13 protein-coding genes and 2 pseudogenes are annotated in these 14,640 nt (G+C 61.6%); 10 read left to right on the forward strand and 5 right to left on the reverse strand.

Translation table 11 applies throughout. The features are described from left to right. Positions 1 to 117 precede the first annotated feature (117 nt). Both RGV33_RS04210 and RGV33_RS04215 read left to right on the forward strand, forming a co-directional pair. A complete protein-coding gene (locus tag RGV33_RS04210) occupies positions 118 to 408 on the forward strand; it encodes a nucleotidyltransferase family protein (protein WP_076014916.1) in 291 nt (96 codons plus the stop codon). Further along, positions 405 to 749 carry a DUF86 domain-containing protein gene (locus RGV33_RS04215; RefSeq protein WP_322143203.1) on the forward strand — a complete coding sequence of 115 codons (345 nt, stop codon included), beginning with the start codon at positions 405 to 407 and terminating at the stop codon, positions 747 to 749. Before RGV33_RS04210 ends, RGV33_RS04215 begins: the two co-directional genes overlap by 4 nt. A 23-nt stretch (positions 750 to 772) precedes the next feature. Here RGV33_RS04215 and RGV33_RS04220 read toward each other — a convergent pair whose 3' ends face one another. Continuing rightward, positions 773 to 2,191 carry a short-chain fatty acid transporter gene (locus RGV33_RS04220; RefSeq protein ID WP_322143204.1) on the reverse strand — a complete coding sequence of 473 codons (1,419 nt, stop codon included), beginning with the start codon at positions 2,189 to 2,191 and terminating at the stop codon, positions 773 to 775. A 187-nt stretch (positions 2,192 to 2,378) separates the two neighbouring features. On the opposite strand from RGV33_RS04220, the gene RGV33_RS04225 reads away from it, so the two are divergent. Next, complete coding sequence (locus RGV33_RS04225) at positions 2,379 to 3,668, forward strand: MFS transporter (RefSeq protein ID WP_322143205.1); 1,290 nt, start codon at positions 2,379 to 2,381, stop codon at positions 3,666 to 3,668. Between the two features lie 3 nt (positions 3,669 to 3,671). On the opposite strand, the gene RGV33_RS04230 is transcribed toward RGV33_RS04225, so the two are convergent. Continuing rightward, entirely contained in the window at positions 3,672 to 5,042 is a 1,371-nt protein-coding gene (locus tag RGV33_RS04230; RefSeq protein WP_023659163.1) for a gluconate:H+ symporter, read from the reverse strand. A gap of 217 nt (positions 5,043 to 5,259) precedes the next feature. Between RGV33_RS04230 and RGV33_RS04235 the strand changes: the two genes are divergently transcribed. The 4 genes and pseudogenes from RGV33_RS04235 (at position 5,260) to RGV33_RS04245 (ending at position 8,311) form a co-directional block, all read left to right on the forward strand. Further along, positions 5,260 to 6,165, forward strand: a complete 906-nt coding sequence (locus RGV33_RS04235) for a cation diffusion facilitator family transporter (protein ID WP_322143206.1) — start codon at positions 5,260 to 5,262, stop codon at positions 6,163 to 6,165. A gap of 290 nt (positions 6,166 to 6,455) precedes the next feature. After that, positions 6,456 to 7,139: pseudogene (locus tag RGV33_RS34165) on the forward strand (PAS domain-containing protein); the annotation flags it as partial. A gap of 108 nt (positions 7,140 to 7,247) precedes the next feature. Beyond that, positions 7,248 to 7,679, forward strand: a pseudogene (locus RGV33_RS34170) (methyl-accepting chemotaxis protein); the annotation flags it as partial. Positions 7,680 to 7,732: 53 nt separating this feature from the next. Continuing rightward, positions 7,733 to 8,311 carry a flavin reductase family protein gene (locus RGV33_RS04245; protein ID WP_322143208.1) on the forward strand — a complete coding sequence of 193 codons (579 nt, stop codon included), beginning with the start codon at positions 7,733 to 7,735 and terminating at the stop codon, positions 8,309 to 8,311. Positions 8,312 to 8,592: 281 nt separating this feature from the next. Here the strand turns inward: RGV33_RS04245 and RGV33_RS04250 are convergent, their stop codons facing one another. Next, positions 8,593 to 9,477, reverse strand: a complete 885-nt coding sequence (locus RGV33_RS04250) for a LysR family transcriptional regulator (protein WP_322143209.1) — start codon at positions 9,475 to 9,477, stop codon at positions 8,593 to 8,595. 121 nt (positions 9,478 to 9,598) lie between these two features. Here RGV33_RS04250 and RGV33_RS04255 point away from each other — a divergent pair, with 121 nt between their 5' ends. Further along, positions 9,599 to 10,969, forward strand: a complete 1,371-nt coding sequence (locus tag RGV33_RS04255; RefSeq protein ID WP_322148613.1) for an MFS transporter — start codon at positions 9,599 to 9,601, stop codon at positions 10,967 to 10,969. A gap of 122 nt (positions 10,970 to 11,091) precedes the next feature. Here RGV33_RS04255 and RGV33_RS04260 read toward each other — a convergent pair whose 3' ends face one another. Then, positions 11,092 to 11,892: an AraC family transcriptional regulator gene (locus tag RGV33_RS04260; protein WP_322143210.1), complete on the reverse strand. Its 801-nt coding sequence runs from the start codon at positions 11,890 to 11,892 to the stop codon at positions 11,092 to 11,094. A gap of 136 nt (positions 11,893 to 12,028) precedes the next feature. Between RGV33_RS04260 and RGV33_RS04265 the strand changes: the two genes are divergently transcribed. Both RGV33_RS04265 and ddlA read left to right on the forward strand, forming a co-directional pair. Beyond that, entirely contained in the window at positions 12,029 to 12,667 is a 639-nt protein-coding gene (locus RGV33_RS04265; protein WP_322143211.1) for a LysE family transporter, read from the forward strand. A 43-nt stretch (positions 12,668 to 12,710) separates the two neighbouring features. Then, positions 12,711 to 13,805 (forward strand): D-alanine--D-alanine ligase, encoded by a 1,095-nt coding sequence (ddlA, locus tag RGV33_RS04270; RefSeq protein ID WP_322143212.1) that lies wholly within the window; start codon positions 12,711 to 12,713, stop codon positions 13,803 to 13,805. 97 nt (positions 13,806 to 13,902) lie between these two features. On the opposite strand, the gene RGV33_RS04275 is transcribed toward ddlA, so the two are convergent. After that, positions 13,903 to 14,631, reverse strand: coding sequence for a polyphenol oxidase family protein (locus tag RGV33_RS04275; protein ID WP_322143213.1), 729 nt, complete (start codon positions 14,629 to 14,631; stop codon positions 13,903 to 13,905). Positions 14,632 to 14,640: the final 9 nt, after the last annotated feature.

Below are 14,640 nucleotides of genomic sequence, written 5' to 3' on the forward strand. Positions count from 1 at the left end.
CGGAAACGGTATCAGCGGATTGTGACGGATGGAAGACACAAGCGGGATGACGCCAGCATGTTTACCCATCCCAAGCACTGCTAGACTGGCACGATATTGCATGCATCGAGGTGAATCATGAAACCTTCAACCGCCCTTGATCTCAAGAGAGTGGCCGTGCGTGAAGTGGTCGGGCGCTTTCGCACCTCCAATCCCAGGGTATTCGGCTCTGTTTTACTCGGTACCGACAAAGAGGGCAGCGATCTCGATTTGCTGGTTGATGCACTTCCGGGTACCACGCTTTTTGACCTTGGCGGGCTTCAAGTTGAGTTGGAGGATTTGTTGGGGGTCAACGTTGACCTGTTGACGCCTGGCGACCTGCCATTGAAGTTTCGTGCCCAAGTCTTGGCAGAGGCCAGGCCTGTATGACGTCAAATCGTATTGGTGATTACCTGGAGCACATACGCCAGGCATCATCTGACGCGATTACCTTTGTCGACGGTTTGAGCAAGCCTGAGTTTGTTGAAGACAAGCGTACTCAGCAAGCCGTGATCATGAGTTTGATCATCATCGGCGAAGCGTCGACCAAAATAATGGATCAACATCCAGAGTTTGCAGCTGCCCAACCGCAGGTGCCTTGGCGCAGTATGCGAGGGATGCGCAACCGGATTGCCCATGGTTACTTCGATATAAATCTTGAAGTGGTATGGGACACGGTCCAGCACGCGCTTCCTGAGCTGCTGAGCAACCTGCCAGCCGCACCCGCCTGAAGAGCGGGTGCAGCTTCGGAAAATTAAGGCATCACCGGCGGCAAATATTTAAGCGTGGTGCCCAACGCCCACAGCAAAAACAACACCAGCGGCGTATGCACCAGCAACTGCACAAACGAAAAGCCGATCAAATCCCGCGCCTTCAACCCCAGCACGCCCAGCAGTGGCAACATATAGAACGGGTTGATCAGGTTCGGCAGCGCCTCGGCGGCGTTGTAGATCTGCACCGCCCAGCCCAGGTGATATTCCAGGTCATTGGCGACCTGCATCACATACGGCGCCTCGATGATCCACTTGCCGCCGCCCGAGGGGATAAAGAACCCCAGCACTGCCGAGTACACCCCCATCAACAACGCGTAGGTGTCGTGGGACGCGATCGAGGTGAAGAAGGTCGAGATATGGTGGGCCAGGGTCGCACCGTCACCGCCTTTGACCACCGTCATCAACGCCGCAATCGAACCATACAACGGGAACTGGATCAGCACCCCGGTGGTGGTCGGCACCGCACGGGCCACTGCATCGAGGAAGCTGCGCGGGCGCCAGTGCAGCAACGCACCCACCATCAGGAACAGAAAGTTATAGGTATTGAGCCCGGAGATGGCGCTGATCGCCGGCTTGGTCGAGAACTCATGAAACAGCCACCCGGCCGCCAGTAACGCCAACAGGATGGTCAGCAATGGGCTGTGTTCCAGCCATTCACCCGGGCGGGTCGGCGCTTGCGGCTTGGGCAGGTTGAAGGCCGGGTCGACCCCACAAGCCTTGGCGTCACGGGCGGAGTTCGGCCCGGGCGCCGTGGCGTAGGCGATGATCAGCGACACTACGATCAGCGCCAGCAGCAGCACGCCGGATTGCCATAAAAAGATCGTCTCGGTGAACGGAATCATCCCGGTGATCGACAGGATCGACGGCGGCAAACTGGCCGGGTTGGCCTGCAATTGCGCCGCTGACGATGACAGCCCCAACGCCCAGACCGCGCCCAGGCCCAAATAGGCTGCAGCACCGGCCGCGCGGTAATCCATGCGCAAATCCGTACGCCGGGCCAGCGCCCGCACCAGCAAACCGCCGAACACCAGGGACAAGCCCCAGTTGAGCAACGAGGCAACCATTGAAATCAACGCCACCCACGCCACGGCAGAGCGGCCGTTCTTCGGGATGCGCGCCAGGCGGTCGATCAATTTCACGGCGGGCGGGGAGCTCGCCACCACATAACCGCCAATCACCACGAAGGCCATTTGCATGGTGAACGGGATCAAACTCCAGAAGCCATCGCCAAACGCCTTCGCGGCCTCGGTCGGCGCGGCGCCCATGCTTAAGGTCGCTACCGCGACAATGATCACGGCGAGGGCGGCAAACACCCAGGAGTCAGGGAACCAGCGCTCGGCGAAGTTGGAACAACGCAGGGCAAATCGGGCGTAGCGGCTTTCTTCGATAGCATCGGCCACGTTCAGTACCTCTATTTGTATTTATTATGGGGCGGCAGTTTTGCTGCATGTTCCTCTACGGCTATTCATTTGGGAATGTAGTTATCTTCATTGATCAATGAGTAAAGCAAATATATCCAGCGCGATTGCCATCACCCGGCCCAGCTCATAACCTGCAGTCCATTTTGTTTGTCTGCCGAGCTTCTTCATGACTGCCACCTCTTATCCCCAGGCGCAGCGTTTCTCCCGCTCCGACTACAAAACCCTGGGCCTGGCTGCCCTGGGCGGGGCCCTGGAAATCTACGACTTCATCATCTTCGTCTTTTTTGCGCTGACCCTCAGCCAGCTGTTCTTCCCGCCGGAAATGCCCGAATGGCTGCGCCTGCTGCAAAGCTTCGGCATCTTCGTCACCGGCTACCTCGCGCGCCCGCTGGGCGGGATCCTGATGGCGCATTTTGCCGATCACCTGGGGCGCAAACGGGTATTCAGCCTGAGCATCCTGATGATGGCGCTGCCTTGCCTGCTGATCGGGATCATGCCCACCTACGCACAAATCGGCTATTTCGCCCCCTTGATCCTGCTGGCGCTGCGCATCCTCCAGGGCGCGGCGGTGGGCGGGGAAGTGCCCAGCGCCTGGGTGTTTGTCGCCGAACACGCACCGGGTAACCATCGCGGATATGCCCTGGGCTTCCTGCAAGCCGGGCTGACCTTCGGCTACCTGCTCGGCGCGCTGACCGCGACACTGCTGGCGCAAGCCTTCACCCCGGCCGAAATCCTCGACTACGCCTGGCGCTTCCCGTTCCTGCTGGGCGGCGTATTCGGCGTGATCGGCGTATGGCTGCGGCGCTGGCTCAACGAAACCCCGGTGTTCCTGCAGATGCAGGCGCGCCGCCAAGCTGGCGCAGAATTACCGTTGCGCACCGTCCTGCGCGAACACCGCAACGCGCTGCTGCCGGCGATGATCCTCACCTGCGTGCTCACCTCCGCGGTGGTGGTACTGGTGGTGATCTCCCCAACCATGATGCAGAAAACCTTCGGCATGAGCCCCAGCCACACCTTCGCCTTGAGCGCATTGGGCATCGTGTTCCTGAACATCGGATGCGTGCTGGCCGGCCTGCTGGTAGACCGCATTGGCGCCTGGCGCGCGGTGTTGGTCTACAGCCTGTTGCTGCCAGTGGGGATCGCGGTGCTGTATGCCAGCCTGATTGCAGGCGGCGTGTGGCTGGGCGCGGCGTATGCGCTTGCCGGCTTGAGTTGCGGGGTGGTGGGCGCGGTGCCGTCGGTGATGGTTGGCCTGTTCCCGGCGCAGGTGCGCGTGTCGGGGATTTCCTTCACCTACAACATTGCGTATGCGCTGTGGGCGAGTACCACGCCGCTGATATTGATCGCCTTGATGCCGACCAGCCCGTGGGTCTGCGTGGGGTATTGCGTGGTGATGGGCGCGGTGGGCGCAGTGAGTGCGGCGCATTTTGGCAAGCGCCGCACCCAGGCAGGGTAAGGCTTACGTCAGGAAGTGCCACATCAGCAGCGTGCCGACCAGGCCGACCACCGAGACGATGGTCTGCAACACCGACCACACCCAAATCGTCTGCTTCAACTGCAAGCCGAAGTACTCACGCACCATCCAGAAGCCGGCGTCGTTGACGTGGCAGAAGAACACCGAGCCGGCGCCAATCGCCAGAGCCACCAGTGAGCTCTGCGTGGCTGCCAAGCCCGCCATCATCGGCGCCAGAATGCCCGCCGTGGTGGTCGTGGCAACGGTCGCCGAGCCGGTGGCCTGACGCAGCGCCACGGCAATCAACCAGGCCAGCAGCAGGTACGGCATGTGCGCGCCTTCGGCCACCTTGCTGATGGTCTGGCTAACGCCGGCATCCAGCAAGGTTTGCTTCAACCCGCCGCCCGCGCCGATGGTCAGCAACAGCACCGCGATCGGTGCCAGCGCCTTGCGCAAGGTATTGCCGACATCAGCCCGCGGCATACCACTGGCCCAACCCAGGCAAATCACCGCAGCAATTACCGCCAGGCCCAGCGCGATCAACGGCTCACCGAGGAATTTCAAGGTCAGCGCCACCGGGCTTTCCGGTGACATGGCGACCTTGGCCAAGGTGCTGCCGAGCATCAAAATCACCGGCAACAGGATGATCAGCAGCGACACCCCAAAACTCGGCTGGCGCGGCGCCTTGGGCGGCGCACTGAACAGCGCGCCAATGTCTGCCGGCTCATCCACGTGCATGCGCTTGGACAACCAGTTGCCGTACAGCGGGCCTGCCAGAATCACGGCCGGCACCGCCAGGCAAAAGCCCAGCAGCATGGTCAGGCCCAGGTCGGCGTGCAACGCGCCCACCGCAATCAGCGGCCCCGGATGCGGTGGCATCAGGGCGTGCAGGGTGGTCATGCCCGCCAGCGCCGGAATCGCGATTTTCAGCAGCGGCTGGTTCGAACGCTTGGCCATGACGAAAATGATCGGAACCATCATCACCAGGCCCACTTCAAAGAACAGCGGCAAGCCAATCACCATAGCCACCAGCGCCATCACCCACGGCAGCGACTTGCCCTTGCCCAACCCCAGCAAGGTGGTGGCGATACGATCGGCAGCCCCGGACTCAGCCATCAACGCGCCGAGCATCGAGCCCAGGGCAATGATGATCCCGGCTTCACCCAGGATCGCCCCGGCGCCTTTGCTGAAAGCCTTCGCCACTTCTTCCGGCGGCAAACCTGCGCCCACGCCGGCGATAAAGGTGCCGATCAGGATCGACAGGAACGGCGGCAGCTTGGTCGCGCTGATCAACACGATGATGCTGGCGATGGCCAGTAATACGCAAAACATGAGGCGGGTGTCGTGAACCATCCACGCGGCAGTCGATAACTCCAAAACGGGACTCCTTATCGAACAGGTTGGCTAATATGTTTCTTTTTGTTTCCTGCTCGAAAAGCATACCTGATAGAAGGGTTACAGAGCGTCCATGTGCAATTTTGGTGCGCATGGCATAACGCCCACCTGACGGCGGGATGACAATTTCGCAACCCATGCCGGTGGTTTTGGCCTATAGCTCTATGATCAACCGGACGACGACACTTGAGGACATTTCATGAGCGCAGGACATAGCCACGCCCAGGTACGCGCCGGCCACGAACGGCTGTTATGGATCGCATTGGCGCTGACCGGCAGTTTTATGATTGCCGAGGTGATCGCGGCCTTTATCACCGCCAGCCTGGCGCTGTTGTCCGACGCTGCGCACATGATGACTGACGCCCTGGCCCTGGGGATTTCCCTGGTGGCGATCCAGGTGGCCAAGCGCGCCGCCGACCGCAAACGCACCTTTGGCTATGCCCGCTTCGAGATCCTGGCGGCGGCGTTTAATGCACTGCTGCTGTTCGCCGTGGCGTTCTATATCCTTTATGAGGCGTATCAACGCTTGCAGGCACCCGCCCAGGTCCAGCCCACCGGCATGCTGGTGATCGCGGTGCTGGGGCTGGTCGTCAACCTGATTTCCATGCGTCTGTTGAGCGCGGCCAGCGGCGAGAGCCTCAACGTGAAGGGCGCCTACCTGGAAGTCTGGAGCGACATGCTCGGCTCCATCGGCGTGATCATCGCGGCGCTGGTGATCATATACACCGGCTGGGCGTGGGTGGATTCGGTGGTCGCCGCAGCGATTGGCTTCTGGGTATTGCCGCGAACCTGGACCCTGCTCAAGGAAAGCATGAACGTGCTGCTGCAAGGTGTGCCGCACGGCATGGATATCGACAAAGTGGAGCAGGCGCTGCGTGGGGTGCCCGGGGTAAAGGACGTACACGACCTGCATATCTGGGCGCTCACCAGCGGCAAGAACGTGCTCAGTACTCATCTGGTGGCAGATTCGGCCCAAGGCACCGAGCAACAAATCCTCAGCCAGGTGACGCAATTACTGCATGAACAGTTCGATATTTCCCACGCGACCATTCAGGTCGAGGGCGATGGTTTTCAGCACGACGAACATGACGAGGTGCACCCCTGACCGTCAGCCACGGTGCTGGCCTTGATTAACTTATCGGCAACCGCACCTGCGCCAAGGTGATGCAAAACAACCCGCAAGCCAGTGCCGCGCAGGCGGCCCGAAAATATACTTGAGCAATGCGCCACAGCGCGCTTAAGAAAACGCCCGCAGCGCCGATGCAGGTCAGATCCCCTCCTTACTTGCCCTCCGGTGCCTCCATGTTCAACACCCGTCTCAAGCAGGAGCTGTCTGCTCTTCGCGAAGAATTATCCAGTTTGCAGCAGGTCAAGGAGAGCCTGGAAAGCGAGATGATGACCCTGACCCTGAACCCCGAAGGGCGCATCGAGTCTGTCAATGCCATTTTTCTACAGGAGATGGCGTACCAGCCAAGCCAGTTGCAGGGCCGCTTGATCGACGACCTGGTGCCCGCGCACGTCAAGCAGGACAGCTTTCAACTGCGTTTCAAGAACGCCCTGGTACGCGGTGAACACTTTGCCGGGACCGTGCGCCTGGTACGAGGCAACGGCGATGAGGCGTGGCTGCGCTCCATCGTGCAACCGGTGCGCGGTAGCGACGGGCGTATCAAGCACATTTCGATGTACTCCAGCGACCTGACCCGCACCATCGAAGCGTCCCGCGAGCACGAAAACCTGATCACTGCGCTGGTGCGTTCCACGGCGGTCATCGAGTTCGACCTCAACGGTAATGTGCTGACGGCAAATGACCGTTTCCTCAACGGCATGGGTTATAGCCTGGCGCAGATCAAGGGCAAACATCACCGCTTGTTCTGCGAGCCGCAGGACGCCAACAGCACCGAGTACCAGCAGTTCTGGAAGCGCCTGAACGCCGGCGAATTCGTCGCCGGCCGCTTCAAACGTGTAGACAGCCACGGGCGTACGGTGTGGCTGGAGGCCTCGTATAACCCGGTGCTCGACGCCAACGAGCGCCTGTACAAAGTGGTCAAGTTCGCCACGGTGATCACCGATCAGATCAACCAGGAACAGGCGGTGGCCGAAGCGGCCAACATCGCCTACAGCACCTCCCTGCAAACCGACAGCAGCGCCCAGCGCGGCACCACGGTGGTCACCCAGGCGGTAGAGGTAATGCGCGATTTGGCCAAGCACATGGTACAGGCCGGCGAGGGCATCGAAGCGCTTAACGCCCAGTCCCAGGTGATTGGCAGCATCGTCAAGACCATCAGCGGCATCGCCGAACAGACCAACCTGCTGGCGCTCAACGCCGCCATCGAAGCCGCCCGCGCCGGTGAGCAAGGTCGTGGTTTTGCGGTGGTGGCCGATGAGGTTCGGCAACTGGCGTCGCGTACCAGCAAGGCCACCGAGGAGATCGTCGGCGTGGTGCGCCAGAACCAGGACATGGCCCGCGATGCCGTGGCGCTGATGACCGATGGCCGCCTGCAAGCCGAACAAGGCCTGGCCCTGGCGGCGGAGGCGGGCACGGTAATTGTCGAGATCCAGGACGGTGCCCAGAAGGTGGTCAGTGCGGTGGGGCAATTCGCCAATCAACTGAGCAGCTAATCACTGCGGCTCATGCTTGAGGTATCGTAGGTTTTTTCTCCGAGCTTTCGTCCATGAGCCCTAACCATCGCCGTCCCGTCCCGCTGTCCAAGGCCTACCGCTTGCTTAACCACGGCCCGACCGTACTGGTGAGCGCCGCACATAACGGCCAGCGCAACATCATGGCGGCGGCCTGGGCCATGCCGCTGGATTTCGAGCCGCCCAAAGTCGCCGTCGTGCTGGACAAGGCCACCTGGACCCGGCAACTGCTGGAAGGCGCCGGCACCTTCGTGCTCAACGTACCGTGTGCGGCCCAGGCCGATATCGTGCAGACCGTGGGCAACACCACTGGCAGCGAGACCGATAAGTTCGCCGCCTATGGCTTACAGACGTTCAGTGGCGAGCACACGGACGCGCCGATGCTGGAAGGGTGCGTGGCGTGGCTGGAGTGCCGGTTGCTGCCCGAACCGCATAACCAGCAGACCTATGATTTATTCCTGGCTGAAGTGGTGGCGGCCGAGGCGGATGAGCGGGTGTTCAGTGATGGCCGCTGGCATTTCGAAGGGCAGGATGCGCTGCGTACGGTGCACCATGTGGCGGGCGGGCATTTCCTGACGATTGGCGAACCGCTGGAAGGTAAACACCTGGCGTAATGCCGTACATCAAAAAACCTGTGGCTAGGGGGCTTGTCCTGTGGCTATGGGGGTTGTTCTGTGGTGAGGGGGCTTGTCCTGTGGTGAGGGGGCTTGTCCTGTGGTGAGGGGGCTTGTCCCCCGCTGGAGTGCGTAGCGCTCCCGCTTTTTTGGGGCCGCTACGCAGCCCAGCGGGGGACAAGCCCCCTCACCACAGAGAAGTCCCCCTGGCACAGAGAAGTCCCCCTGGCACAGACAAGTCCCCCTGCCACAGGACAAGCCCCCTCACCACAATAGGTGTGTTACCACTGCGCCTTGTTGAGTGCCTCGGCAAACGCCATCAACTTCGGCGAGTACTGCCGCGACGGTGGGTACACCAGCGATATCGCCCGGCTGCGCCCGGCAAAATCTTCCAGCAAGGGCACCAGGCGCCCGGCAGCCAAGTCTTCGCGCACCGCAAAATCCATCACCTGGGCGATGCCAAACCCACCCACTGCACCGTCCACCAACGCATCGCCGATATCAAAGATCAGCCTTCCCTCGACGCTCACATCCTGCACCTTGCCCTCCAGCATGAACTGCCAGTCCACCAGCCGGCTGGTGCGCAGGTTGCGCACGGTCAGGCAGTTGTGGTCCTTGAGTTCATCGACGGTGCGCGGTGTGCCAAAACGCGCGAGGTACGCCGGGGCGGCGACGGTGATCCAACGCAGCGGCGGCAGCGCCCGGGCGATCAGGCGCTGGTCCTGGATATCGCCGGTGCGCAGCAGGGCGTCAAAGCCTTCGTCGACGATGTCCACCAGGCGGTCGGTCATCACCGCTTCGATGCGCAACTCGGGGTATTTCAGGGTCAGTTCGCCGATTACCGGCATCACCACCTTGCGGCCAAACAATGACGGTGTGCTGATCTTCAGCAAGCCGGACGGAGAAGCGCGGCGGTCGAGCATTTGCCGCTCGGCTTCGGCCAGCTCCGCCAGCAACGGCGCGCTGCGCTCATACAGCATTTGCCCGTCGGGCGTGAGGCTGACGCTGCGGGTGTTGCGTTGCAGCAGGCGCACGCCCAGTTGGTTTTCCAGCCGGGAAATGGCGCGGGACAAGCCCGATTGGGTCAACCCCAAGTCCCCGGCAGCGCGGGTAAAACTGCGGGTTTCGGCGACGCGTATCAGCAGGCGTACAGCGTTCAGGTCCATGATTAAAGTCATTACTGAAAGAGTGATAAGGCTATTTATCATCTGTTGAGCATGAAAGACACTGGCGCCTCTTATTTTCTGGCAGGACGCTGTGATGCCTTTATCTCGACCCTCAGGCTGGATGCTGTTGCTGCTGGCCACCGCGCAACTGATCATCGCCCTGGACGCGACCATTGTGTTTGTCGCGCTGCCGCAAATCGGCAGCCACCTGGGTTTTTCCGCCCAGCAATTGCAGTGGGTGGTCAGTGCCTACAGCGTAGCGTTCGGCGGCTTCCTGCTGCTGGGCGGCCGGGCGGCAGACCTGCTGGGCAAGCGACGTTTGTACATCCTCGGCCAAGCGCTGTACGCGTTGGCTTCCCTGGCGGCGGTGCTGGGCGGCAGTGCCCTGCTGCTGGTGCTGGCCCGGGCAGTGCAGGGTGTGGGCGGGGCGCTGTTATTCCCGGCCACGCTGGCGCTGATCAACACCCACTATGCCGAGGGGCCAGCGCGTAACCGGGCGTTTGCGGTGTGGAGTGCGGCCTCGGCAGCCGGCCTGGCATTGGGCGCGTTGCTCGGCGGTGTGTTGACCCAGGCGTGGGGCTGGGAAGCGGTGTTTCTGGTGAACGTGCCATTGGCCGGTGCCTGTGCCCTGGCGGCGCGCTACTGGATTCCCGCCGATGGCGAGCGGGCCCGTGGGCGCAATTTTGATATCAGCGGTGCGTTGACCGTCACGGTGGGCGGCACGTTGCTGGTGTTCGCCCTGGTGCAAGGGCCGGAATGGGGCTGGGCGGCGCCGTCGACCGTGGGCTGCATGGCCTTGGCGCTGGCCCTGCTTGGGCTGTTTGCCTGGATCGAACACCGCGGCCGTGACCCGTTGATGCCGCTTCGGCTGCTTGGCTATCGCGAGTTGCGCATGGCCATGGTGTTGACGGCAGTGTTCATGAGCAGCTTTGGCGTGCAGTACTACTTCCTGGCGGTGTACTACCAGCAGGTCTATGGCTACAGCGTGTTGCAGGCAGGGTTGGCGTTTTTACCGGCGACCCTGGTGTGCACCGCCGGCATCTGGCTGGCGGAGCGTTCGTTGGCGCGGCTGGGGTTACGCACCACCCTGGTCAGCGGCCAGTTGGCGGGCGCGGTGGGTATCGCGCTGGTGTGCCTGGCGTTGCCGACAGGGGCGGGGTTTTGGTCGCTGCTGCCGGGGATTTTTATCCTGAGTATCGGCCAGGGCATGACCTGGACGGCGATGTGGGTGGCTGCCGGGTTGGGTATCCGCCCGGGCGAGCAGGGTGTGGCGGCAGGCATGGCGTCTACCAGCCAGCAGATTGGCGGTGCGTTGGGGCTGGCGTTGCTGGTGTCGTTGGCGAACGCCGGTGGGTCGACGGGCGCAGCGCAGGCGCGCGGGATTGAACTGGCGTTGTGGTGGAGCGCGGCGATTGCCCTGGCAGGTGCGGTGCTGGCGTTGGCCCTTAAAGAACGAGCTCCAGCGTCGAATACGATTTCGGCAGCGACATAGTTCAACTGTAGGAGCTGGCTTGCCAGCGATAGCGGAGTGTCAGCCAACAATTTATTAACTGATCCACCGCCATCGCAGGCAAGCCAGCTCCCACAGGTTGATCGCATTTCAAGGCGGGATTTTCAGCGCCCGAGCATCTTCACCCAACGCGACGGTGGCATGCCGAAGGTGCTGCGAAACTGGCGGGTCATGTGGCTCTGGTCGGTGAAGCCGGCAGTCAGCGCCGCATCCACCAGTGACTGGCCCTGGCCCAACAGGCTGCGCACCAGGTCCAGGCGGCGCATGGTCAGGTAGCGATACGGGCTGGTGCCAAACAACAAGCGAAAATCCCGCGACAACGCCCAGCGGTCGCGGTTGGCGTATTCCGCCATTTCATCCAGGGTGATCGGCCGGCCCAGGGCGCTGTGGATAAACTCCCGTGCGCGTTCGGCGGCGCGGTAATCGAAGGTCTTGCGATTTACCGTGATGCCCGACGCGTTGTTCAGCGCCTGGGCCAGGTCGAACATTGCGTCTTGTTCCTGCAACGGATCGATCGGGCAATCCAGGCTTTGCAACAACACTTCACTGGCGCGGTACAAGCTTGGGTCGCGGGACAGCCCGCCAGGAATAAACGGCAACGGCTTGCCGCCGAGCACCTGCTGGATCAGCGCCGGCTCCACGTAAATCATCCGGTATTTGAAACCTTCCTCGCTGCCGGCCCAACCGTCATGCACTTCGTCGGGATGGATCACCATGGTCCGCCCCGGCAGGCTGTGGGTCATGCCGCCGCGATAGTGAAAGCTCTGCACGCCGAATAGGGTGCGGCCGATGGCATAGGTGTCGTGGCGATGGGGGTCGAAGCCAAACCCGGCGAAATATGCCTCGATACGCTCCAGGCCACTGGCGTGGGGCGCGCGGTGCAGCCAGTCGATATTGGTCGCCATGATGAGTTGTCGCGCAAAGGGGTGGAAGTACGTTAACCCAGTCTGAATCCGCTGTCTGCCGGGGTCTTGTACGATTGTGCGCAGCGTGTGCCGGGCCTATGATCCTGATTCGATCATTGTCCTGGCAGAGCCTGATATGGAATTGTTCAACCCGGCCTACGCCGCGCCGTTGCTGTCGCTGGCCTTGTTGTGGACCGTCGCGGTCGTCACGCCAGGACCAAACTTCTTCAACACCGCGCAACTGGCGGCCAGTTGCTCGCGCCGCCATGGCGTTGTGGCGTCCTCGGGCGTGGCCACCGGTACGGTGATCTGGGGCCTGGCGGGAGGGCTGGGGATCAAGTCGTTGTTCACGGCGGCGCCGATGTTGTACCTGGCGTTCAAGATTATCGGCGGCTGCTACCTGATTTACCTGGGGTTGAAACTGTTCCGGCGCTCGGCTCCGGCCATGGCCCAGAACCTGTTGCCCGACGAACCCCGCCGCTCATTGTTCTCTGCCTGGCGTCTGGGGTTGCTGGGCAACCTGTCCAACCCCAAGGCGGCGTTGTTCGTCGCGACGATCTTTGCGTCCACCATGCCGCAGTCACCGTCGCCGATGCTGCTGACCCTGGCCGTGATCACCATGGCAACCCTGTCATTCAGTTGGTATTCCTGCGTGGCGCTGGTGTTTTCCAGCGAACGGATGGCCGCCGTCTACAGTCGCTCGCGCAAGTGGCTGGACCGGTTTGCCGGTGGCTGTTATGTGCTGTTCGGGGCCACGCTGGTAGCGAATCGCTGACGGCTCATGGTAAGAAGCCTTACTTTCAAATGTGAGGCCGGTCATGAGCAAGCTGCGGGTAGGGATTATTTTTGGTGGCCGTTCGGCCGAGCACGAAGTGTCGCTGCAATCGGCGCGCAACATTGTCGATGCACTGGACCTTTCGCGCTTCGAGCCGATCCTGATCGGTATCGACAAGGCCGGCCACTGGCACCTCAACGACACCTCGGGCTTTTTGCTCAACGAAGAAAACCCGGCACTGATCGCCCTCAACCAATCCAACCGTGAACTGGCCGTAGTGCCGGGCAAGGCCAGCCAGCAACTGGTGGAAGCCGCCGGCCAGGCCACGCTGGAACACGTCGACGTGATCTTCCCGATCGTGCACGGCACCCTCGGCGAAGACGGCTGCCTGCAAGGCTTGCTACGCATGGCCGATTTGCCGTTTGTCGGCTCTGACGTGCTGGGTTCGGCGGTGTGCATGGACAAGGACATCAGCAAGCGCCTGCTGCGTGATGCCGGGATTGCGGTAACGCCGTTCATTACCCTCACACGTCGCAATGCGGCGCGTACCACCTTCGAACAAGCCCAACAGAAACTCGGATTGCCGATGTTCGTGAAGCCGGCGAACCAGGGTTCATCCGTGGGCGTGAGCAAGGTAGGCAGCGAGGCTGAATACCACGCGGCCGTTGAGCTGGCCCTCGGGTTTGATGAAAAGGTGCTGGTGGAGTCGGCGGTAAAAGGCCGGGAAATCGAATGCGCCGTGTTGGGCAACGAGAACCCCATCGCCAGTGGTTGCGGCGAGATCGTGGTGCAAGACGGGTTTTATTCCTACGACAGCAAATACATCGATGACCAGGCGGCCCAAGTGGTGGTGCCGGCGGACATCAGTGCTGAAGACAGCGAGCGCATTCGTGCGTTAGCCATTGAAGCGTTTGAAACCCTGGGCTGCGCCGGGTTGGCGCGGGTGGATGTGTTTCTGACAGACGAGGGTGAGGTGCTGATCAACGAGATCAACTCGTTGCCGGGGTTCACCCGCATCAGCATGTACCCCAAGCTGTGGCAGGCGGCAGGCATGAGCTACAGCGAGCTGGTGAGCCGGTTGATCGAGCTGGCGCTGGAGCGGCATGCGGGGCGCAAGGGGTTGAAGATCAGCCGCTAAAGATCAAATGTGGGAGCTGGCTTGCCTGCGATAGCGGTGGATCAGTGAATAAAATATTGACTGGCACTCCGTCATCGCAGGCAAGCCAGCTCCCACACTAGATTTGCGCAGTCCTGGAAATCCACGAATACAACAACGTCTTGCGCTCCGCAGTGTCATGGGTCCTTCGGCGATAACTCGCAAACGCCGTCGAGGTGCAATACGTACACACCTCGCTCACCTCAACCTGCTCACGCTTTATCCCCGCCGCCTCCAGCAAGATCAGCGCATACCGGCTCAAGTCAAACCATGCACTTAACGCCTGCCTCGGCAAGGGCGGCTGAATCTGCGGTGTCAACAAAGGCCCCGGCTGTTCAAACGTCCAAGGCGCATTTGCGTCCCGCCACAAATGCCCCTGGCTCGCCTGCAACTGCGCGACAAACTCGCCACTCACCTCATAACAACACGGCTTGATCGACGGCCCAATCGCAATCCGCAATTGATTCAACGCCACACCCTCGCGGGTAAACCGTTGCATGGCATTGGCGATGATCCCGCCTTGCAGCCCCTTCCAGCCGCCATGAATCGCCGCGACGAGATCCCCGTTTTCCGAGGCCATCAGCAACGGCAGGCAATCGGCGGTTATCACCGCAATCGGCTGCACATCCCGGCTGGAAACCCCGTCAGCCTCCACCGTGTTGGGCGTAAGCTGCGCGTTCCATTCAATGGTCGTGGCGCTGTGTACCTGCTTGCAGATGAACACCTCGTCCGGCCGCAAGGGATCGTCAATCGAACAGAACCCATGGTCGACGCCAACCAGGGCGCCGAGGTTATTTGCCTTGTGCACGCGCAGCTC

The sequence above is a fragment of the Pseudomonas sp. Bout1 genome (assembly GCF_034314165.1).
Taxonomy (GTDB): Bacteria; Pseudomonadota; Gammaproteobacteria; order Pseudomonadales; family Pseudomonadaceae; genus Aquipseudomonas.

Excerpts from the sequence above, each read along its gene's own strand:
- RGV33_RS04210 (WP_076014916.1), top strand. The coding sequence starts at position 118 with ATGAAACCTTCAACCGCCCTTGATCTCAAGAGAGTGGCCGTGCGTGAA.
- RGV33_RS04215 (WP_322143203.1), top strand. The coding sequence starts at position 405 with ATGACGTCAAATCGTATTGGTGATTACCTGGAGCACATACGCCAGGCA.
- RGV33_RS04225 (WP_322143205.1), top strand. The coding sequence starts at position 2,379 with ATGACTGCCACCTCTTATCCCCAGGCGCAGCGTTTCTCCCGCTCCGAC.
- RGV33_RS04235 (WP_322143206.1), top strand. The coding sequence starts at position 5,260 with ATGAGCGCAGGACATAGCCACGCCCAGGTACGCGCCGGCCACGAACGG.
- RGV33_RS04245 (WP_322143208.1), top strand. The coding sequence starts at position 7,733 with ATGAGCCCTAACCATCGCCGTCCCGTCCCGCTGTCCAAGGCCTACCGC.
- RGV33_RS04250 (WP_322143209.1), bottom strand. The coding sequence starts at position 9,477 with ATGGACCTGAACGCTGTACGCCTGCTGATACGCGTCGCCGAAACCCGC.
- RGV33_RS04255 (WP_322148613.1), top strand. The coding sequence starts at position 9,599 with ATGCTGTTGCTGCTGGCCACCGCGCAACTGATCATCGCCCTGGACGCG.
- RGV33_RS04260 (WP_322143210.1), bottom strand. The coding sequence starts at position 11,892 with ATGGCGACCAATATCGACTGGCTGCACCGCGCGCCCCACGCCAGTGGC.
- RGV33_RS04265 (WP_322143211.1), top strand. The coding sequence starts at position 12,029 with ATGGAATTGTTCAACCCGGCCTACGCCGCGCCGTTGCTGTCGCTGGCC.
- ddlA (WP_322143212.1), top strand. The coding sequence starts at position 12,711 with ATGAGCAAGCTGCGGGTAGGGATTATTTTTGGTGGCCGTTCGGCCGAG.